Origin of the sequence: Paractinoplanes ovalisporus, from assembly GCF_016834655.1 — a bacterium.
Taxonomy (GTDB): Bacteria; Actinomycetota; Actinomycetes; order Mycobacteriales; family Micromonosporaceae; genus Actinoplanes; species Actinoplanes ovalisporus.
Window position 1 is genome coordinate 307,089 of record NZ_JAENHP010000005.1, and the last position, 20,433, is coordinate 327,521.

The 20,433-nt window shown below is 72.2% G+C and carries 14 protein-coding genes; 9 read left to right on the forward strand and 5 right to left on the reverse strand.

Annotated elements, in window-relative coordinates; translation table 11 throughout:
* Positions 1–55 precede the first annotated feature (55 nt).
* On the reverse strand, positions 56–832 hold the full coding sequence (locus tag JIG36_RS19310; protein ID WP_203377715.1) for an SAM hydrolase/SAM-dependent halogenase family protein: 777 nt from the start codon (positions 830–832) through the stop codon (positions 56–58).
* A gap of 84 nt (positions 833–916) precedes the next feature.
* Here JIG36_RS19310 and JIG36_RS19315 point away from each other — a divergent pair, with 84 nt between their 5' ends.
* Positions 917–1,843, forward strand: coding sequence for an LLM class F420-dependent oxidoreductase (locus tag JIG36_RS19315; protein ID WP_203377716.1), 927 nt, complete (start codon positions 917–919; stop codon positions 1,841–1,843).
* Positions 1,844–2,031: 188 nt separating this feature from the next.
* Here JIG36_RS19315 and JIG36_RS19320 read toward each other — a convergent pair whose 3' ends face one another.
* Entirely contained in the window at positions 2,032–2,817 is a 786-nt protein-coding gene (locus JIG36_RS19320) for an NAD(P)H-binding protein (protein ID WP_203377717.1), read from the reverse strand.
* An 86-nt stretch (positions 2,818–2,903) separates the two neighbouring features.
* Here JIG36_RS19320 and JIG36_RS19325 point away from each other — a divergent pair, with 86 nt between their 5' ends.
* The gene (locus JIG36_RS19325) at positions 2,904–3,854 is read left to right on the forward strand and encodes a helix-turn-helix domain-containing protein (protein ID WP_203377718.1); all 951 of its coding nucleotides are present in this window, start codon (positions 2,904–2,906) and stop codon (positions 3,852–3,854) included.
* 305 nt (positions 3,855–4,159) lie between these two features.
* Here JIG36_RS19325 and JIG36_RS19330 read toward each other — a convergent pair whose 3' ends face one another.
* Positions 4,160–8,701, reverse strand: a complete 4,542-nt coding sequence (locus JIG36_RS19330) for an ATP-dependent helicase (RefSeq protein WP_203377719.1) — start codon at positions 8,699–8,701, stop codon at positions 4,160–4,162.
* A 164-nt stretch (positions 8,702–8,865) separates the two neighbouring features.
* Here JIG36_RS19330 and JIG36_RS19335 point away from each other — a divergent pair, with 164 nt between their 5' ends.
* From JIG36_RS19335 to JIG36_RS19360, 6 genes are all read left to right on the forward strand, one after another.
* On the forward strand, positions 8,866–9,699 hold the full coding sequence (locus JIG36_RS19335; RefSeq protein ID WP_307872794.1) for a DUF4397 domain-containing protein: 834 nt from the start codon (positions 8,866–8,868) through the stop codon (positions 9,697–9,699).
* 9 nt (positions 9,700–9,708) lie between these two features.
* The gene (locus tag JIG36_RS54080) at positions 9,709–11,169 is read left to right on the forward strand and encodes a class F sortase (RefSeq protein WP_307872795.1); all 1,461 of its coding nucleotides are present in this window, start codon (positions 9,709–9,711) and stop codon (positions 11,167–11,169) included.
* Positions 11,170–11,232: 63 nt separating this feature from the next.
* The gene (locus JIG36_RS19345) at positions 11,233–12,855 is read left to right on the forward strand and encodes a serine/threonine-protein kinase (protein WP_203377720.1); all 1,623 of its coding nucleotides are present in this window, start codon (positions 11,233–11,235) and stop codon (positions 12,853–12,855) included.
* A 107-nt stretch (positions 12,856–12,962) separates the two neighbouring features.
* Positions 12,963–14,255 (forward strand): hemolysin family protein, encoded by a 1,293-nt coding sequence (locus tag JIG36_RS19350; RefSeq protein ID WP_203377721.1) that lies wholly within the window; start codon positions 12,963–12,965, stop codon positions 14,253–14,255.
* Positions 14,252–15,295: a hemolysin family protein gene (locus tag JIG36_RS19355; protein WP_203377722.1), complete on the forward strand. Its 1,044-nt coding sequence runs from the start codon at positions 14,252–14,254 to the stop codon at positions 15,293–15,295. Before JIG36_RS19350 ends, JIG36_RS19355 begins: the two co-directional genes overlap by 4 nt.
* A 259-nt stretch (positions 15,296–15,554) precedes the next feature.
* A complete protein-coding gene (locus JIG36_RS19360) occupies positions 15,555–16,676 on the forward strand; it encodes a sporulation protein (RefSeq protein WP_203377723.1) in 1,122 nt (373 codons plus the stop codon).
* A 407-nt stretch (positions 16,677–17,083) separates the two neighbouring features.
* On the opposite strand, the gene leuE is transcribed toward JIG36_RS19360, so the two are convergent.
* Together leuE and JIG36_RS19370 are read right to left on the reverse strand one after the other, a co-directional pair.
* Positions 17,084–17,734: a leucine efflux protein LeuE gene (gene leuE / locus JIG36_RS19365; protein WP_203377724.1), complete on the reverse strand. Its 651-nt coding sequence runs from the start codon at positions 17,732–17,734 to the stop codon at positions 17,084–17,086.
* Between the two features lie 9 nt (positions 17,735–17,743).
* Entirely contained in the window at positions 17,744–19,006 is a 1,263-nt protein-coding gene (locus JIG36_RS19370; protein ID WP_203377725.1) for a bifunctional pyridoxamine 5'-phosphate oxidase family protein/GNAT family N-acetyltransferase, read from the reverse strand.
* Positions 19,007–19,073: 67 nt separating this feature from the next.
* Between JIG36_RS19370 and JIG36_RS19375 the strand changes: the two genes are divergently transcribed.
* A complete protein-coding gene (locus JIG36_RS19375; protein WP_203377726.1) occupies positions 19,074–20,420 on the forward strand; it encodes an aminotransferase class I/II-fold pyridoxal phosphate-dependent enzyme in 1,347 nt (448 codons plus the stop codon).
* Positions 20,421–20,433 lie beyond the last annotated feature (13 nt).

Below are 20,433 nucleotides of genomic sequence, written 5' to 3' on the forward strand. Positions count from 1 at the left end.
TGCTGCTTCCTTGCTCCGGCGCGCTGCCTTCCTTGGCGTGGCGTGCCGCTTGGCTCTAGCGGGTTGCGATCTTGACGGTGTCGCCGGGGCGTACCGAGAGGACGACGACGGCGCGGCCGTTGTTCACGGCGATCGCGACGTGACCGGCCGAGTCTTCGAAGACCAGCAGGCCACCCTTGTCGACGTCGGCGAACGTGCTGCCCAGGTGGGCGCTGACCGTGGCGTTGACCACCAGATCGGCGCCGAGGCCGCGCAACATGTCGCCGGTCGCCGCCAGCTGCACGTTGCCGAACCGGTCGACGGTCAGCACCTCGGCTTCCAACCAGCCGTCGCCGACCGTGACGACGGGGTCGGGAAGGCGTACGAGGGAATGCCTGTCGATCTCATCGCCCAGCTCGGACGGCTTGCCGCCGAGGGCGAGACGCGCCGCCGCCGGGGCGAAGACGTCACGCCCGTGGAAAGTGCTGGAGATGGCACCCTCGCCGCGGATCTCGTGCGCCGCCTCGACGCCGCCCAGCGCCTCGGCGGCCCAGATCAGCACGCCGTTGTCGGGGCCGACGAGCAGACCGTTGGGGGTGGTGACCACGACACCGCGGCGCGACGTGCCCACGCCGGGGTCGACCACGGCGACGTGCACACTCGGCGGCAGGTGAGGCGCCGTCTGGGCCAGCACCGCGGCGCCGCGGGCGACGTCGGCCGGCGGCACGTGATGGGTGACGTCGATGACGCGCACCTCGGGCGCGATGCGGGCGATCGATCCGTGGCACGCCGCGACGAACCCGTCGAACGTTCCATAGTCGGTGGTGAGGCTGATCCATGCGTACGCGGCCATGGTGAGAAACGTTACTGCCTTGCTACGGATCGTGTGTGGCAGGTTCCACAGGGCGCGCCGGGAGCGATCTGGCAGGGTTGGGTGATGCGTCTCGTGATCTTCACCGAGCCCCAGCAAGGGGCAAGCCACGACGACCTGCGCAAGGTCGCGCAGACCGCCGAGGCCAGCGGATACGACGGGTTCTTCCGCTCCGACCACTACGTGACGATGGGCGGCGACGGCCGGCCCGGCCCCAGCGACGCGTGGCTCACCCTGGCCGCGCTCGCCGTGCAGACTTCGCGGATCCGGCTCGGCACGCTCGTCACGTCCGCGACCTTCCGGCTGCCCGGCCCGCTGGCCGTCGCGGTCGCGCAGGCCGACCAGATGAGCGGCGGGCGCATCGAGTTCGGGCTCGGCGGCGGGTGGTTCGAGGCGGAGCACACCGCGTACGGAATCCCGTTCCCGCCCGTGGGCGAGCGTTTCGACCGGCTCGAGGAGCAGCTCGAGATCATCACCGGGCTGTGGTCGACGCCGGTCGGGAGCACGTACGACTTCCAGGGCAAGTACTACCAGCTCAACGACTCGCCGGCGCTGCCCAAACCGGCCCAGTCGCCGCGCCCGCCGGTGATCGTGGGCGGCCACGGCAAGAAGCGGACCCCCGCGCTGGCGGCCCGCTACGCCGACGAGTTCAACGTCCCGTTCTCCAAGATCAGCGACGTGGCGCCCACGTTCCAGCGGGTGCGGGCGGCGTCAGAGGCCATCGGCCGTACGGCGTTGCCGACGTTCTCGGCCGCAGCGGTCCTCTGCGTCGGCCGCGACGACGCCGAGGTGCGCCGCCGGGCCGCCGCGATCGGCCGCGAGGTCGAAGAGATGCGCGAGAACGGCGGCGTGGTCGGCACTCCGGCCGAGGCCGTCGAGATCATCGAGGCCTACCGGGCGGCCGGTGCCTCCCGCCTGTTCCTGCAGGTCCTCGATCTGAGCGACCTCGACCACATCGAGCTGGTCGCCGCCGAGGTGGCGTCGAAGCTCTAGTTTCCCGACCGGCGCCCACCTCCACGGGTGGGCGCCGGCCGCCGTCCCGTCGTCCTGCTGCCGCCTGCTTCTGCGTGATCGGCCGCCATTTCGGTTCCGCCTGCTGCCGCTCGCTTTCGCGCGGTCGGCTGCTGTCCCTTCCGTCCCGCGCCGCTTGCTTCCGTCTGGCTGGCTGCTGGGTCCCGGTTTCAGGCGGGCTGGAAACGGGCGCGGTTCGCCTCGGCCCAGGCTCGGAACGTCGCCGGGCGGCGCCCGAGGATTCGCTCGACGTCGTCGGTGAGGACGGCGTTGCGGCCCTCGCGGACGAACCGGGCGCCCTCCGCGAAGACCCCGATCTCCCCGGCGTCCATGTCCTTCGTCGTGGCCCCGCCGCCGATGACTTCGCCGAGAATCGCCACCTGTTCGGGCACCGTGATCAGCTCGGGCCCGGTCAGCGTGTAGGTCTGTCCATCGTGGTCATCACCGGTCAGCGCCTCGGCTGCCACGGCCGCGATGTCGGCCGGGTCGATCACACCCTGCTGCCCGTCACCCCAGAAGTTCGGCACCGGCCGGCCGCTCCGCAGATCGTCGGCCCAGGCCAGCGAGTTGGAGGCGAAGGTCGTCGGCCGCAGGATCGTCCACACCAGCCCGCTGCGGCGAACCGCCTCCTCACCCGGCTGATGCCAACTACCCAGTTGGTTGTCCGGTACGGGCGTTTCGGGAGTCCCGATGGCCGACAACTTCACCACTCGCCCGATCCCGTTGGCCCGGGCCGCCTCGAGATAACGCCGGTCGTGCTCGACGATCTCGGGCCCAGGCGGCGCGACAAGATAGATCGCCTCGGCCGGAACGATCGAGGTGCTGACCGCGAGCCCGTCCCGCACGGCGACCTTGGACGGATCCCGCGTGACGGCGGTGACCTCCCGTCCCCGCGCGAGCAGCGTCTCGACCAGGGCGGAGCCGGTGGTGCCGGTGGCACCGAGTACCAGAATCATGCTCCTCACGATCGTGGCCCCGCCCCACATCCGTATTGGAACTTTCGGCACTGCCCGCCCACCGTTCCCCCGGCTAGCGTGGTCCCATGCTGGCCGACGTCGAGGTGGTATCGGGCCTGACCGACAGCGCCACCGTGGTCCAGATCCCCGACCCGGCGACGGCGCTCGCTTTCCGCACGACCGCTTCCGGCCGGAGCGACCTGTTCGTCGTGGGCCCGCGCACGAGGGGCCGCTACCACGCGGGCAAGGGCGTCCCGGTCTGCGTACGCCTCCGCTTGCGGCCCGGAGTGGCCCGGGCCCTCTTCGGCATCCCGATCCAGGCGCTGGCCGACCGAACCGTCCGGATAACCGACCTCTGGGGCACCGACGGCGCCGCCCTGACCGCCTCCTTGAAGGCGGCCGCCCCCGACACCGCTCGTGTGCTCGACCTCTTGCAGAACGCGGTCGGTTCCCGTCTCGGCTTCCCCACCGAGGGCGCATTCCCGTCGCGCGCACCCCGTCCGCCCGACCCGTTCACACCGACAGCCACCGCGCAGCCAGTTCCCACGAGAGCCGACAGCCAGTTCAGCGTTCCGGCCGGGGCAGCGCTGTTCGGCGCTTCGGCCGGCGCGGTGGGGGTCGGCAGCCCGGCCGGCGCGATCCGGGTCGACAGCTCGCCCGAAGTTGCGGCAGCGGAGGCCTGGGCACCGGACGACGGTTTGCTGGCCGCGGCCGTGCGGTCGTTGTCGGGCGGTTCGCGGCGCCTCGCCGACGCCGCTGTCGACCTGGGCGTGAGCGAACGACACCTGCGCAACGTCTTCGCCCGCGAGATCGGCCTGTCGCCCAAACACTTCGCCCGCATCACCCGCCTGCGCCGCGTGCTCGAAGAGGCCGGCACCCGCCAGTGGTCATCCCTGGCTGACGACGCCGGCTTCTTCGACCAGGCCCACATGATCAGCGACTTCCGTGCCTTCATGGGCGTGACACCCGCCGCCTTCACCGCCGGCCGCCTCCCGCCCACCACCCCCTGCAGCGAGCTGACCCGCCTCACCGGCTGACCTCGGCGACGACCCGGACCGTGCGAATCGACTCGGCCCGATCACCTGCCCGATCTGACCCACCGCCGGTCCTCCCCAGCCGGGGTGGGTCGGTGCATCACCGGCTGATCGCACCCATATCCCCATAGGCCAACCCTCGTGCGGTGTCTTCATCGGCTGACCGCACCCGAACACCGGCGACAACGTCTTCCTCGATCATCACCGGGTCCCGCCGCCCGCCGGTCCTGTTGCCCGAGCAGGGCCGGCGATCACCGGAGGTCAACCTTCGAGGGGCAGGCCACGGGCGTCTTCGTTCCAGGAGACGATCATCCGCGCAGACGCAACCCCCTCGGTGTTGTTCGGAAGCCGGCCGCGGTCAGGGCGTCTCGCAGCGGGGAGGCATGGACGGATTCGCCGTCGGCTCGTTCCACCGACATCGGGCCCAGGGCGCCGGACCGCACCGAGGCCGCCAGCGCCTGGCCGGCCGCCACCAGGGCCTCCGGGTCGTCCGTGAAGGACAGCAGGGTGCGGCCGCCGCGTTCGACGTAGAGGGTCAGGTCGCCGCCGACCAGGATCACCAGGGCACCCGCCTTGCGGCCCGCCCGGTGACCGGCCTTGGCCACCGGCTCGCCGTCGCCGCTGTCGATGATGCGTTCGGGCCAGGGCAGGGCGGCGCCGTACGGGTTGGCGGGATCGGTCGACGCCAGCACCACGGCCGTCGTGCCGGTGCGTTTGGCCAGCTCGGCGGGCTCGGCCAGCGCCCGCAGGCGGTCGACCGCGCCCGGCACCGCGAACTGCGCCGCCCCCAGACCCTCGACGAAGTAGCCCCGGCGGGCCGCGCCCCGCTCCTCGAGCGCGCCGAGCACCGGATAGACCCCCGCGAAGCCGCCGACCGGGCCCTCGGCCATGACCGCGCCGCGCGTGACCACGCCGTGGCGTTCAAGCAGCAGGTCGGCCAGGGCGGCCGCGCGACGGGTCGGGTCGAGATCACGGTCGGGCAGCCGGGACCAGCGACCGGCCATGTTCGGCGGGCCGCCACGCGCCGGCATCACGGCTCGGCCGGGGCGGCGATATCGCGTACGGGCGGGGGCGGCCTTTGATTTGTGGGCGCCGCTGCCGCCGAGCAGGGCCCGCAGCGGGGCGAGCGTGTCGTTGGTCAGGTGGCCCGCCCACACCAGGTCCCACACGACGGCCGACAACGCGGTGTCGTCGGTCGAGCCGACCCGGTCGGACAACGAGCGGAAGAACAGCGCCTGCCCGTCGTCCAGCGCGTCGAGCACGGCCTGGTGCAGCGGCGTGGCGGCGAACTCGTCGTCGGGCGGAGGCAGCAGCAGCGGCGCGGCGTCGGCGTAGGCCAGCGTCACCCAGCCGTCGTTGTTGCCGATCGACCCCGAACCCGCCCACAGCACCTCACCGCCGCCGCTCAGCTCGTCGAGCATCGGGGGCGCGTAATCCGCCACCCGGGCCGGCAGCACCAGCCGCTCCCACGCCGAGGCCGGCACGGCGATGCCCTGCAGCTGCTCGATCGAGGCGGCCAGGGCGTCGATGCCCCGGGCGTTGCCGCCGATCTGATGCCAGCGCGGCAGGAACGCGGCCAGCACCCGCGGCGGCACCGGCTCGATCTCGCGGCGCAACGCGGCCAGGGACCGCCGTCGCAGCATGCGCAGCACCTCGGCGTCGCACCACTCGCTGCCCGCGCCGCCGGGGGAGAACTCGCCCTGCGCCACCCGGCCGGTCGCGGAGAGCCGCTTGAGCGCCTGTTCCACCACGAAGACCCCGAGCCCGAACCGGGCCGCGCAGGTCGCCGCCGCGAACGGGCCGTGCGTACGCGCATAGCGGGCCACCAGGTCGCCGAGCGGATCGGCGACCGACGACAGGTAGGCCTCGGGCAGCCCGACCGGAAGCGCCACACCGAGCGCGTCACGGTAGCGGCCGGCGTCGTCGATGCCGATCCAGCGTTCCTCGCCGGCCACGCGGATCCGGATCGCCCGCCGGTTCGTCTCCAACGTGGACATCCACGATTCCTCGACCCCGCGCACGGCGAGCTCGGTCGGGGACAGGTCGCCCAGCAGGCGCAGCAGCTCGGCCGCGTCTTCGGCGTCGCGCGGCTGCCGTTGCGTGGTCAGCCACTGCAGCTGGGCCTCAGTCTCGCCGACCACGTCGGGGTCGAGCAGCTCGCGCAGGTCGACCCGGCCCAGCAACTCGCCGAGCAGCGTCGAGTCGAGAGCCAGCGCGGCGGCGCGCCGCTCGGCCAGCGGGGCGTCACCCTCGTACAGGAAAGCTCCGACATAGCCGAAAAGCAGGGACCGGGCGAACGGCGAGGGCCGCGGGGTCTCGACCTCGATCAGGCGCACCTTGCGGCCGGCGATCTCGCGCATCAGGCCGGTGAGGCCGGGCAGGTCGAAGACGTCTTGCAGACACTCGCGGGCCGCCTCGAGCGTGACCGGGAAGTCGGCGAACTCGCGGGCCACGTCGAGAAGCTGGGCCGACCGCTGCCTCTGCTGCCACAGCGGCTGACGGCGGCGCGGGTCGCGGCGGGGCAACAGCAGCGACCGGGCCGCGCACTCGCGGAAACGCGACGCGAACAGCGCCGACGTGCCGACCGACTCCTCGACCAGCTGGGTGATCTCTTCAGGGTCGAACGCCACCAGATCGGCGCCGGGCGGTTCCTCGGCAGTGTCGGGCAGGCGCACCACGATGCCGTCGTCGGAGGGCATGACCTGACCGTCGACGCCGTAACGCTCGGACAACCGCCGCGCGATCGCCAGCGCCCACGGCGCGTTGACCTTCGCCCCGAGCACACAGTGGACGGTCATGCGCCAGTCGCCCAGCTCGTCACGGAAACGTTCGACCACCACCGTACGGTCGTCGGGCAGGTTACGGGTGGCCTCACGCTGCTCACGCAGGTAAGCCACCAGGTTGCCGGCGGCCCACTCGTCGAGACCGGACTCGCGCAGCGTGGCGGTCGCCTTGTCGTCGGCGGCCCGGGTCAGCGAACGCAGCTGGGCGCCGATCGCCCGGCCCAGCTCGATCGGCCGGCCCGGGGAGTCGCCCTTCCAGAACGGCATGCGCGCCGGGGCGCCGGGCGCGGGGGAGACCAGCACCCGGTCGGGCGTGATGTCCTCGATGCGCCACGACGTCGAGCCCAGCAGGAACACGTCACCGACCCGGGACTCGTACACCATCTCCTCGTCGAGCTCGCCCACCCGCGACGCCCGCTCCGAACCGGCCAGGAACACGCCGAACATGCCCCGGTCGGGAATCGTGCCGCCGCTGGTGACGGCGAGACGCTGCGCGCCGGGACGGCCGGTCAACTCGTCGGTGCCGCGGTCCCACACCAGGCGGGGACGCAGCTCGGCGAACGCGGTCGACGGATAACGCCCGGACAGCATGTCGAGCACCGCGTGCAGCGCCGACTCGGGCAGCTCGGCGAACGGCGCGGCCCGGCGCACCAGGGCCGCCATCTCGTCGACCTGCCACGCGTCGAGCGAAACCATGGCCACGATCTGCTGGGCCAGCACGTCGAGCGGGTTGCGCGGGTAACGCAGCTCCTCGATCGCGCCGACGGACATCCGGTCGGCGACCACGGCACACGACACCAGGTCGCCGCGATGCTTCGGGAACACGACCCCGCGCGAGACCGCGCCCACCTGGTGACCGGCGCGGCCGATGCGCTGCAGCCCCGCCGCGACCGACGGCGGCGCCTCGATCTGCACCACGAGGTCGACCGCGCCCATGTCGATGCCCAGCTCGAGGCTGGACGTGGCGACCACGGCGGGCAGGACGCCGGACTTCAGCGCCTCCTCGATCTGCTTGCGTTCCTCACGGGAGACGCTGCCGTGATGGGCCCGCGCGACGACCGGGGGCGCGCCGCCGGACTGCCCAGCCTGGGCCATGACCTGGGCCGGCGGTTTCGCCGCCTGTTCCAGCTCGACACCGGCCCGCTCGGCGGCCAGCTCGTTGATCCGCGCGCACAGACGCTCGGCGCCACGCCGCGAATTCGTGAACACGATCGTCGACCGGTGGGCCTCGATCAGGTCGAGCACCCTTTCCTCGACCGCGGGCCAGATCGACGGGGTGTTGCGACCCGCCCCCGGATCGTCGGGGTCGACGTCGGGCACCTCGTCGAGACGGGTCATGTCTTCGACCGGCACCTCGACCGCGACCTCGATGGTCTTGGCCGTCGGCGGCTGGACGATCTCGACGTCGTGGGCGCCCCCGAGGAACCGGGCCGTCTCGTCGATCGGGCGCACGGTGGCCGAGAGCCCGATGCGCTGGGCCGGGCGCCCGAGCAGCGCGTCGAGCCGTTCGAGCGACAACGCCAGGTGAGCGCCGCGCTTGGTGGCGGCGACCGCGTGCACCTCGTCGATGATCACCGTCTCGACCCCGCGCAGCGAATCCCGCGCGGCCGACGTGAGCAGCAGGAACAGCGACTCGGGGGTGGTGATCAGGATGTCGGGCGGAGTGCGGGCGAACAGTCGCCTCTCGTCGGCCGGGGTGTCGCCCGTACGCATGGAGACCGTGATGTCGGGAGGAGCGAGCCCGAGCCGCCCGGCCGCCTGACGGATGCCCGTGAGCGGAGCCCGCAGGTTGCGCTCGACGTCGACCGCGAGCGCCTTGAGCGGGCTGACATAAAGCACCCGGCAGCGCCGCTTCGGATCTTCGGGCATGGGCTCGCGGGCCAGCCGGTCGAGCGACCACAGGAACGCGGCCAGCGTCTTGCCGGAGCCGGTCGGCGCGACCACGAGGGCGTTGCGCCCGGCGCCGACCGCACGCCAGGCGCCGGCCTGCGCGGCGGTGGGCTCGGCGAAGGCCGCCGTGAACCACTCGCGCGTGGCCGGACCGAACTGCTCCAGGACTTCTCGCATGGACCCATGTTCCCTCGGGGGTACGACAAAAACTGAACCCTCGCGAAAGGGTCATCCGGGCACGGGAGGGACGTCCGGCCAGCGGAATTTCTTGACGTCCCGGACCATGGTGCGGTCGAGTCCAAGACGGATATACATGGGCGCCACTGGATGGAGGAGGTTCCGTGCTCGGAAGAACCCTCGCGGCCGGCGCGGCGGCGCTCGCCCTGGTGATGATCGGTACGCCACCGGCCCACGCGGCGGCCGGCAACGGATATGTGCGCCTGGCCCACCTCTCGCCCGACACGCCGGCCGTCGACGTCTATCTGAGGTCGGAGTCGGGCGCGGTCGAGCCCCAGACATTCAAAGCGGTGGCGTACGGCGACATGTCCCGCTACCTGCGCCTGCCCGCGGGCAGCTACCAGGTCGCCATGCGCAAAGCAGGTGCCCCCGCGAGCGAGAAGCCGGTGATCACGACCCAGGTCGGCGTGGAGGACAAAGGCGCCTACACGGTCGCCGGCGTGGGCCGGTTCGCCGACCTCGGCCTGCGCGTCCTCAAGGACGACCTGCGCCTGCCCGACCCCGGAAAGTCGAAGGTCCGCGTCATCCAGGCCTCGGTGAAAGCGCCGGTTCTCGACGTCGCCGGCAAGAGCGGCGCGAAGATCGCCGACGGTGTCGAGTTCGCCACCACGACGGCCTACCGCGAGGTCAACCCCGGCAAGTGGAGCGTGCGGGTCGAGCCCACGGGCGGCGGTCGCGCCAGCGAGCTGCCCTGCACCCTGGGCGCCGGCAGCGTCTATTCGCTGGTGGTGCTCGACGACGATGCGGGCGGCCTCAAGCCCGAGCTGCACGTCGACGCCGAACGGCAGGGGACGGTCCCGCTGGGCAGCGTCGCGACCGGGGCCGGTGGCAGCGCGCCGGGCTCGCCGGTTGGTGGCGCGCTGATCGCGGCGGCTGCGGCCGCCCTGGTCGCCGGCGCCCTGACCATGGTCCTGCGTCGTCGGCTCCGCACAGCCTGAGGCCCACCGGTGACTCCCGACGACGACGAGACCCCGCTGATCGTCCGGGTCCCCGCCCGCCCCGCCCTCCCTGCCCTCCCTCCCGCCCCCACCCCGCTTGCCCTCGGTCCAGCCTTTCTCAGCCCAGCCGCTCTCCCCGCGCCGAACACCGACGCGCCCGACGCGCCCGACGAGCGCGGCGAACACGGCGAGCGTGAGGCCCCGCTGCGCGATGCGTACGGCGCCACGCCCCCGTACGGCACCACGCCTCCCTACGGTGCGAACGAGCCCGCCACGCCTCCGTGCGAGGCGCAGGAGCCCGCGGCCGCCCACGAGCTGCCGGCGCCGGTGGCCATGGGCGAGATCAGCTGGGTCGCCCGCGGCAAGGCCAAACTCGTCAAGCCCGGGACGGTCCGCGCCCGCGCCCTCGTGCCCGGTGCGCTGTCGATCCCGCGGCCCAAGCCCAGCCGGCACCTACGTCTGGGACAAGCCGCCGCCCCCTTTCCGCGCCGCGTCTTCCCTAAAGCTCCGCAGACGACCGACCCCGAAACCCCGGCCGAGATCCCGGAACCGGCCACCATCGTTCCGCCACCCATCCGGGCGGCGATCCCCGGTCACCCCGAACGGCCCGGTGGCGGCCCGGGAGACATGCGCGACGTGGCTGCCCGGAAAGACGACCCCAAGTCCATGGACACTCACTCCTCCTCGCCGGTGGGCGGCCAAAACCCCGTACGGGGAAACGGTTTTGATGACGCCCCGAGTCTGCCGCCGGGGAAGCCTCCGGCCCAGCTGCGAAAGGACCGCCCCGACCCAGTACCAAAGAGGGGGGTCGCGCTCCCCGTGGCCGCCGCAGCGCTGGCCGCCGCCATCGCAGCCACCGGATATCTGGTCATGACCGACCGCGTCCCCGCCGACCTGGGCCGCTGGGCCGGCATCACCGCCGGCGCAACCGCGACCAGCGCAACCACGACCGGAGCAACCAAGGCGGCCACAAAAAACGGAACCGCGGAACGACCCGCAGGCGACCCTTTCGGCAGCATCGCCGCGGCTCCCACCGGCGCCCCCACCCGCCTGAGAGTCGGCGCGATCAAGATCGACACGCCCCTCGAAACCTTGAAGATCGGCCCCGACGGCGCCCTCCAGCCGCCGAAGAAGTTCGCCCTGGCCGGCTGGTACGCGGACGGCACCGCCCCCGGCGACAACGGCCCGGCCGTCATAGCCGGCCACGTCGACTCGCGGGAGGGCCCGGCCGTCTTCTACCGCCTGCGCGACCTCACCACTGGCGACCGCATCGACGTCGTCCGCGGCGGCGCGACCCTCAGCTTCACGGTCACGGCGATCCGCTGGTATCCCAAGACCGAATTCCCGACCGAGGAGGTGTACGGCCCGACCCCGGACCGCCAGCTACGGCTGATCACCTGTGGCGGTGTCTTCGACCGGACCCTGCGTTCCTACCGCGACAACCTCGTGGTCTACGCGGTGGCCGGGTGATCGCCGTTCCGCTGTCCGGGCGGCCGAATTATGGTGGGAAACGAGTCGACGGGTGGGGGCGGGATGGCGGTCGGACGCATGCTCGTCGCCGGTCGGTATCGTCTCGGCGAGCCGGTCGGCTCCGGTGGCATGGGCCGTGTCTGGCGGGCCCGCGACGAGATGCTCGACCGTGACGTGGCGGTCAAGGAGTTCGTCCCGCCCGACTGGATGACCGACGAGGAACGCGCCCGGCTGCGTGACCGCACTCTGCGCGAGGCCCGCAGCGCCGGACGGCTGAACCATCCCCACGTCGTACGCATCTATGACGTCGTCCACGCCGACGGCCTGCCCTGGATCGTGATGGAGTATGTGCCGTCGCGCTCGCTGCACCAGGTCATCCACGAGGACGGCCCGTTCTCCCCGGCCACCGCCGCCCGCATCGGCGTGGCCCTGCTCGACGCGTTGCGCGCCGCCCACGAGGCCGGGGTGCTGCACCGCGACGTGAAGCCCCACAACGTGCTCATCGGCTTCGACGGCCGGGTGGTCCTGACCGATTTCGGTCTGGCCACCTTCGTGGACGACGGCGCCGTCACCGGGCCCGGCCTGGTGGTCGGCTCCCCGCAGTACGTGTCGCCCGAGCGCGCCCGCGACGGCACCTCCAGCCCGGAGTCCGACCTGTGGTCGCTGGGCGCGACCCTCTACGCGGCGGTCGAGGGCCGTTCCCCCTACGCGCGCGAGAACGCCATGGCCACCCTGATGGCGCTGGCCACGGAGGAGCCCGACCCGCCGGCCCGGGCCGGGATGCTGGGCCCGGTGCTGACCGGCCTGCTGCGTCGCCAGCCGCGGGACAGGTTGACCGCGGCCGAGACCGAACAGCGTCTCCGCATGATCCTCGCGTCCACCCCGCCCCCGCCCCGGGTGCCGTCGCCGCGCCGGGTGCCGTCCGTCATCGGGTCCGAAATTGATCATCCGAGAGAGGCGACGCCGACCGGCCGGTCCCGCCCGGCCCTGGTGGCGGCCGGTCAGTCCCGCCCGGCCCTGGTGGCGGCCGGCCTGGCCCTGGTGGCGGTGCTGGGTGTCGGCGGCATCCTCGCGAGCTACCTGATCCAGGAAACACCCACTGCCGGCCCCACGCGGCCGCCGGCGAGCGCGCCACCCTCGCCGGCCGTGGCCGCGGGTTTCTCGGCGGCGGCCTGCGCCCGTCCGGCCCCCGCGAACCTCCCCAAGCTCCCGCTGCCGGGTGCGCCGCGCGGGGGCAACGACTGGGCGCTGACCCCCGGCTGGTCCTACTTCACCAACGGCCGCGGCTTCCACATGCCGGTGCCGGACGGCTGGACCTGGCAGCGGATCGGCACGACGTACTGCTTCCGCGACCCGGTCGGCGACACCGTGCTGAGCCTCGACACGGGCCGCAACCCGGCCGGCGACCCGGTGCAGGCGTGCCGCGCCGAGGCGGCCCGGCTCGTGCAGGCGGGCGCGCTGCCGGGCTACGAACTGGTGACGCTCGAGAAGAAGCCGCTCCTCAACAAGACCGCCGACTGGGAGTACCGGTACACCGCGGACGGCGTCCGCATGCACGCGCAGACCCGCTGGTTCGTGAAGGCCGGCCGGGGCTTCGCGATCAGCTGGACCACGCGCGACTTCGACTGGACCGGCGACCTGGCTAAGATCAACATGGCCCTGACCACCTTCTACGCACAGCGTTAGGTCACCCGGTTCACAGCAATCCTTCAGCCGGAGTTGTTAGGGTTTCCGGTCATGAGCGGCAGTAGACAGCCGGGCTCGGCCCGGCGTCCCGTCAGATCTTTCCGGCCGTGTTGATCGTCACCGGCCTCCTCCTGGTGCTTGTGGTGACCGCGGTCACCGGCTATTTCGTGGCGCAGGAATTCGGCTATGTCGCGGCCGACCGCGGCAAGCTGCGCCGCGACGCCGAACAGGGCGACCAGGCCGCCGTCCGAGCCCTCAAGGTCACCGAGCGCCTCTCGTTCGTGCTCTCCGGCGCGCAACTCGGCATCACCGTCACCGCACTGCTCGTGGGTTACGTCGCCGAGCCGTTCATCGGTGAGGGGCTGTCCGAGCTGCTCGGCGGGGCCGGCGTGCCGACCGCGGTGAGCATGCCGGTCTCGGTCGCGGCGGCGCTGCTGATCGCCACCATCGTGCAGATGGTGTTCGGCGAGCTGGCCCCGAAGAACCTCGCGATCGCCCGCGCCGAGACCCTGGCCAAGGTGCTCAGCCGCTCCACGCTGATGTATCTGACCGTTTTCGGGCCGATCATCCGGTTGTTCGACCGCACCGCCGCCGGCCTGCTGCGCCGCATCGGCATCGAGCCGATCGAGGAGCTGCCCGAGGGCGCGACCGAGGAGGATCTCGAGCAGATCATCCGTGAGTCGCGGGCCAACGGCGGTCTCGACGCCGAGCTCTCCACGCTGCTCGACCGTGGTCTCGACTTCCGGGGGCGCACGGCGGCCGAGGCCATGATCCCGCGCGTCGACGTCCACACCGTGCCCGCGACAGCGAGCGCGGCCGACGTCGTGGCTCTTCTCGACACCCACAGATCCCGTTTCCCCGTACGGGGTGACGTGGTCGACGAAATCGTGGGTGTCGTCAGCATCGCCGACATCCTGGCCATCGCCCCCGCCGACCGCGCCACCACGCCGATCTCCTCCGTGATGTCGGCCCCCGTGCTGGTCCCGTCGTCGCTGCGACTGCCCACGGTCCTCGAACGCCTGCGCTCGGCCCACCGTCAGCTCGCCTGCGTGGTCGACGAGTTCGGCGGCTTCGCCGGCATCATCACGCTCGAAGACATCGCCGAGGAGCTCGTCGGCCAGATCCGCGACGAGGACGACGAGGAGGAGCCCGCCCCGGTGCGCCAGCCCGACGGCTCGTGGCTCGTCCCGGCCCGCTGGCGGATCGACGAGATCACCGATGCCACCGGCGTCGACCTTCCGGTCGGCGACGACTACGAGACGGTCTCCGGCCTGGTGCTGGCCCGGCTCGGGCGGGTGGCTCAGGCCGGCGACTCGGTCACCCTCGACGGCGGTTCCCTTTCCGTACGGGTGGAGAGCGTCGACCGGCACGTCCCCCTCACGGTTCGGATCTCACGATGAACGCGCTCTGGGTCACGTTGCTGCTGATCGGCAACGCCTTCTTCGTCGCCGCCGAGTTCGCCCTGGTGGCGAGCAAGCGGCACCGTCTCGAACAGTCCGCGGCCAACGGCAGCCGGGCGGCCAAGGCGGCGCTCGACGGCACCCGTGAACTCTCGGTCATGCTGGCCGGCGCCCAGCTGGGCATCACGCTGTGTTCCCTGGGCTTGGGCGCGCTCGCCGAGCCATCGCTGGAGCACCTGTTCGGCCCGGCCCTGCACGCGATCGGCCTGCCCGACGTCGCCAGCCACGTCATCGCGTTCCTGCTCGCCCTGATCATCGTCACGTTCCTGCACCTGGTGATCGGCGAGATGATGCCGAAGTCGTGGGCGATCACCCACCCCGAGCGCTCGGCCATCCTGCTGGCGCTGCCGTTCCGCATGTACGCGAGGATCGTCGGCCCGGCCCTGCGCGTGCTGAACGCGCTGGCCAACCTCGCGCTCAAGCCCTTCGGCGTGCACCCGCAGGACCAGCTGGCCCAGGCCCACGGGCCGGCCGAGATGCGCATCCTGCTCGACCGTTCGCGGGCCGAGGGCCTGATCGAGGCCGAGCAGAGTGAGCTGCTCACGAGCGTTCTCAGTCTGGCTTCCCTTCCCGTACGCGATGTCATGCTCCCGACCGCACAACTGGTCTCGCTGCCCGAGGCGGCCTCGGTCGCCGACATCGAGCTCGCGTCGCTCACCAGCGGCCGCGCCCGCATCGCCGTCACGGACGAGGACGGCCGAGTGGTCGGCGTCGTGCACGTCCGTGAAGCCGTACGGGCCAGCGCGACCGGCCGGGCCGCGACCGCGGGCGAACTGATGGAACCGGCCTACCTGCTCGACGCCGGGGTCAACGTCGTCGAGGCGGTGGCCGCCCTGCGCGCCGGCCGCACCCAGCTCGCGATCGTCACCGGCGACGACGCGGCCCAGGTCGGCTTTGTCGCCCTGGAAGACCTGCTGGAACAGGTGATCGGCCGCTTCGACGACGAGACCGACGACCTGCCCGCCACCGCGAACGCGTGATCCCGTCCGACCCCTCGGCCCGGGCGTGTTCCCGCGGCTGAGGTCCCTTCGACCTCGACCCGGCGTATTCCCGACCTCGCGTGTTCCCGACGACACCCGACCCGGCGTGTTCCCGACGACCTCGACCCGGCGCGATTCCGACGGCCTCTCGCCCGAGCGCGCTCCTCGCGCCTGAAGTCCCCTTCGACCCCTCGGCCCGGCGTATCCCGCGCCGGGTCTCCCAAGCCACCCCAACGTCAATTCAAGGAGGAATGACCCGGTGGTCTTCAAGAAGATGATGCGCGCCTTCGGCGTCGGCGGCCCGACCGTCGACACCGTGCTGGCCAACCCGAACACGCGGCCCGGACTGGCCCTTGAGGGTCAGGTGCGGATCGCCGGCGGTGACCACGACGTCACCATCGAGGGAATCGTGCTGGGCCTGGTCACCCGCGTCGAGTCCGAGCACGGCGAGAATCTCATCGAGTTCCACCGGCTGCCGGTCGCCGGCGCCTTCCAGCTGCGCAAGGGCGAGCAGAGGGACCTGCCGTTCTCGTTCCCGATGCCGTGGGAGACGCCGATCACCGACGTCTACGGCCAGCGGCTGCACGGCATGACGATGGGGCTGCGCACCGAACTGTCGGTGGCCAAGGCCGTCGACAAGGGCGACCTCGACCACGTGGCCGTGCACCCGTTGCCGTCCCAGGAGCGCATCCTCGACGCGTTCGCGCGGCTCGGCTTCCGCTTCAAGAACGCCGACCTGGAACACGGCGCGATCTACGGCGTACGCATGACGCTGCCGTTCTACCAGGAGATCGAGTTCTACCCGCCCCCGCAGTACGCGGGTGCCATCAACGAGGTCGAGGTCACTTTCATCGCCGACCCGCAGGGCGTAGAGGTGGTGCTCGAGTTCGACAAGCGCGGCGGTTTCCTGCAGCCCGGCCACGACGCGTACGGCCGTTTCCGCGTCTCCCACGCCGAAGCCGACACCACCGACTGGACCGCCGTGGTCGAGCAGTGGATGTCCGAGGCCACCGGCCGCTACCAGGGCCTCCGCTCCGCCGGCGGTTTCGGAGCCCCCGGCCACGGCGCTCCCGGCTATGGCGCGCCCGGTTACGGAGCTCCCGGCCACGGCGCCCCCGGTTACGGCGCTCCCGGCTATGGCGCCCCCGGCCACGGTGCCCCCGGTTACGGCGCGCCGGGCTACGGCGCCCCCGCTTACGGCCACGGCGGTCACGGCCACCACGGCCACTACGCAGGCCACGGCCACGGAGGCCGAGGCGGCATGGGCATGGGCGGCATGGCCATGGGCGTAGCCGGCGGCGTAGTAGGCGGCATGATCCTCGGCGAGGCCATGGAAGAGGTCTTCGAGGGCGACGACGGCGGCGGCGGCGAAGAGGAGTGACCCTCCCCGGCTGAGCGTTCCATTGGGGCGAACGCTCAGCCCGTCCGCGGGTGGCCCGGTTCAGGCCGGGCCACCCGCGACACCCTTCAAACGGCCCCAGCCACATCGCTCACAACACAGCCCACCAAAGTGCGTTCGCGCCACGCTCGGCCCCCGCACCGCTGATCCACGCCCGGGTCGTCTTGATTTGGACGCCGACGCGCGTCGACCGGCAGCCCTACGTTGACCGCGCTCGCGTTGACCGCGCTCGCGTTGACCGTGCCCGCGTTAACCGTGCCCGCGTTAACCGTGCTCGGGTTGATCGTGCTCGGGTTGATCGTGCTCGGGTTGACCGCGCTCGTGTTGACCGCGCTCGTGTTGACCGTGCTCGCGTTGACCGCGCCGACTCCGCCGATCCCGCGTTCTGGTCAGCCGACGCTGGCGGTGGCCAGCTTGATGCTGAAACCGACGAACAAGGCGCCGACACCTGCCGCTGCGCCGGCGGCCAGACGGCGGCGACGCTGGAACTGGCCGGCCAGGAACTTGCCGCCGAAGATCAGGGCGGTCAGGTAGAGCGCGCTGAACAGCTGGACCACCGCGCCCAGGATCAGGAACGACAGGGCCGGATGGGCGTAGCCGGGCTCGACGAACTGGATGAAGAACGAGACGAAGAACAGGATCGCCTTCGGGTTGAGCAGGCTGATCACGGCCGCGCGGCGGAACGGGCTGCGCAGCTCGGCCGGCTCCTCCAGCGCGAGCGCGCCCGGCTCGCCCCGGCTGCGCCACTTGCGCCAGCCACCCCGCACGATGCCGAACCCGACCCACAACAGGTAGGCCGCGCCGGCGTACTTGATGACCAGGAACAACGGCGGATAGGTGCGCAGCAGCGACGCCGCCCCGGCCGCCGACAGCACCATCAGCACGGCGTCGCCCAGGAAGACCCCGGCCGCGGCCTGATAGCCCGCCCGCACCCCACGCCGGGCCCCGACCGACAGCACGAAGATCGAATTGGGCCCGGGCAGCAGGATGATCGCCAACGTGCCGACCACGTACGTCCAGAAGTCGGTGATCCCCAGCATCGCGCCCTCCTAGGCGGCCGCGAGGGCGGTGGATCCACCCGCGGCCAACAGCTCCCGCAGACGGTGCCCGGCCCCGGGCCACTCGTCGGCGGTCATGCCGAACACTACGGTGTCGCGCCACGAACCGTCCGGCCGCTGCTTGTGCCGCCGCAGCACCCCTTCGCGAACCGCCCCCAACCGGGCAATCGCCTGCTGGGAGCGCTCGTTGCGGATGTCGGTGTGCCAGAACACCCGCTCGGCCCCGAGGGTGTCGAAGGCATGCTCGAGCAGCAGCAGTTTGGCCTCGGTGTTGACGCCCGTGCGCCACCACGGTCGCCCGACGATCGTGTGCCCGATCGCCAGCGCCCGCCGGTCGGGATCGACGTCGTGATAGCTGGTCATCCCGATCACCCGGCCGGTCGCGGGGTCGACCTGGGCCCAGCAGATCTGGCTGCCCGACCATTGGAACCGCAGCAACCGGGCCAGATAGTCACGCATCGCCTCGGTCGTCTGGGGCGCGCGGGTGGGCAGGTGTTCCCACACCCCGTCGTCGCCGGTGGCCTCCACCAGCCCGGCGGCGTGGCCGAGGGTCAGCGGCTCGAGGCGCACATGCCGGCCGGCGAGCGGCACGGGGAAGGCCCACGGCAGGCCGGCACCGGGCAGATAAGCCGGGACGTCGGCCTCGACACCGGCGTCGGCCTCGGGCGGGCCGAACACCCGGCGTACGGGAAGAACGCCCGCCCAATGTGGCAACGCGAGGTCGTCGGGGTCGTCGATGACCCCACCGCGCCGCGCCCGGGCCGAGACCTCGACCAGGGGCAGCGCGAGCACGCTGGTCTGCGCCGCCTCCTTCGTGTCGGCTGGGCGGCTGTCGGCGGACCGGCCGGCGCCGACCTTGTCGACCAGGGCCGCCATGGCCGCCAGCTTCTCTTCGGGATCGGTGACCAGCCGGGCCCGGCCGTGCACGATCACCGAGCGGTAGTTGGCACTGTGGTGCAGGTGGGACCGGGCATAGACCAGCCCGTCGAGCAGGGTGACGCTGACCGCGACCGGCACGTCGCCGCCGCGGGCCGACAAGCCCATGCGGCCGCCGGACGAGCCGTGCAGATAGAGCGTCTCGCCGACGCGCACGTGCAGGGTCGGCAGCACCCGCGGCTCACCATCGACCGCGAAGCCAACGGTGCAGTCATACGCCTCGTCGAGAATGGCGTGCGCCAGCGCGCGGTCGTAGTGCATGCGGTCGCGGTAGCGGGTGGCAGTCGTGCGGCTCGTCCGGGGGTAGGTGTCGGACATTCGAGGCCTCCCTGCTTGTGTTCTGCCTTGCTTGCGTTCTGCTCTGTACTAGTACAGAATTCCTCGTGTGTCAGCACAGTATCAGGTCACGGGTGACAGCGCCGCCTCGATTTCCGCGAGCATCGAGGAGGGCGTCCGCCGTGGTGACTGGGTGTTCGGCGCGGCCCTCCCGTCGGTCCGCGTCCTCGCCGAAGACCTGCACGTCAGCCCGGCCACGGTGTCGAAGGCCTATCAGGAGCTGCGGCAACGCGGCGTGGTCGAAACCGAGGGCCGCCGCGGCACCCGCATCCGGTCGCGTCCGCCAGTGGCCGGTCCGCGGTCCGCGATGCGTCTGCCTGTGCCCGCCGATGTGCTCGACCTCTCGTCCGGCGAGCCCGACATCCGGCTGCTGCCCCCGCTCGACCGCGCGCTGCGGGCGGTCGCCGAGACCAACGGCCCGCCCCAGGGTTATGCGTCGGCCGCCGCGATGCCCGAGCTGATCGAGGCCGCCCGCCCCCGCCTGGTCGCGGGCGGCATTCCGGCCGCCGAAGCCGAGATCACCGTCACCTCCGGCACCCTCGACGCGATCGAGCGGCTGCTCACCGCCCACCTGCGGCCGGGCGACGCGGTCGCCGTGGAAGACCCGGGCTGGGCCAACCTGCTCGACCTGCTGGCCGCGCTCGGTCTGCGCCCGCTGCCGGTCACTGTCGATCAGCAGGGCCCCGACCCGTCCGCGATGGCCGGCGCCCTCCAGGCCGGGGCCCGGGCCGCGGTCGTCACTGTCCGCGCGCAGAACCCGACCGGTGCCGCCGTCAGCGAGGCCCGGGCGGCGGCGTTGCGGGTCCTGTTCGGGGGTCATCCGGGCGTCCTGGTGATTGAGGACGACCACGCCGCCGAGCTGGCCGAACACTCGCCCCACGTCATCGGCCCGGTCACCGGCGCGTGGGCCCTCACCCGCTCGGCGTCCAAGCCGTTCGGCCCCGACCTGCGCATCGCCGTGCTGGCCGGCGACGAGGCCACCATCGCCCGGGTCGTCGGGCGCATGCGCATCGGTTCCGGCTGGGTCTCCACGGTCCTGCAGCGCATGCTCCTGCACCTCTGGCGCGACGACGAGATCACATCGGCGATCTCCGAGGCGGCCCAGACGTACGGTCGTCGCCGGCGCGCCCTGCTCGAGGCTCTGCGTGCGAGGGGCGTCCCCGCCGAGGGCGACACGGGCATCAACGTGTGGGTGCCCGTCCCCGACGAAACGCGCACGGTCGGCCTGCTGCGCGACGCGGGTTACGCCGTGGCGCCGGGTTCGCTGTTCCGGGTGGCGACACCTCCCGGCGTACGGATATCAATCGGCCCTTTGCTTGAGGAGGAGATTCCCGCGCTGGCCGACGCGGTGGCCACGGCCGTGCGTCCACCGTCGCTCTACACGCCGACTCGTTAGGGGGTCCCGGATG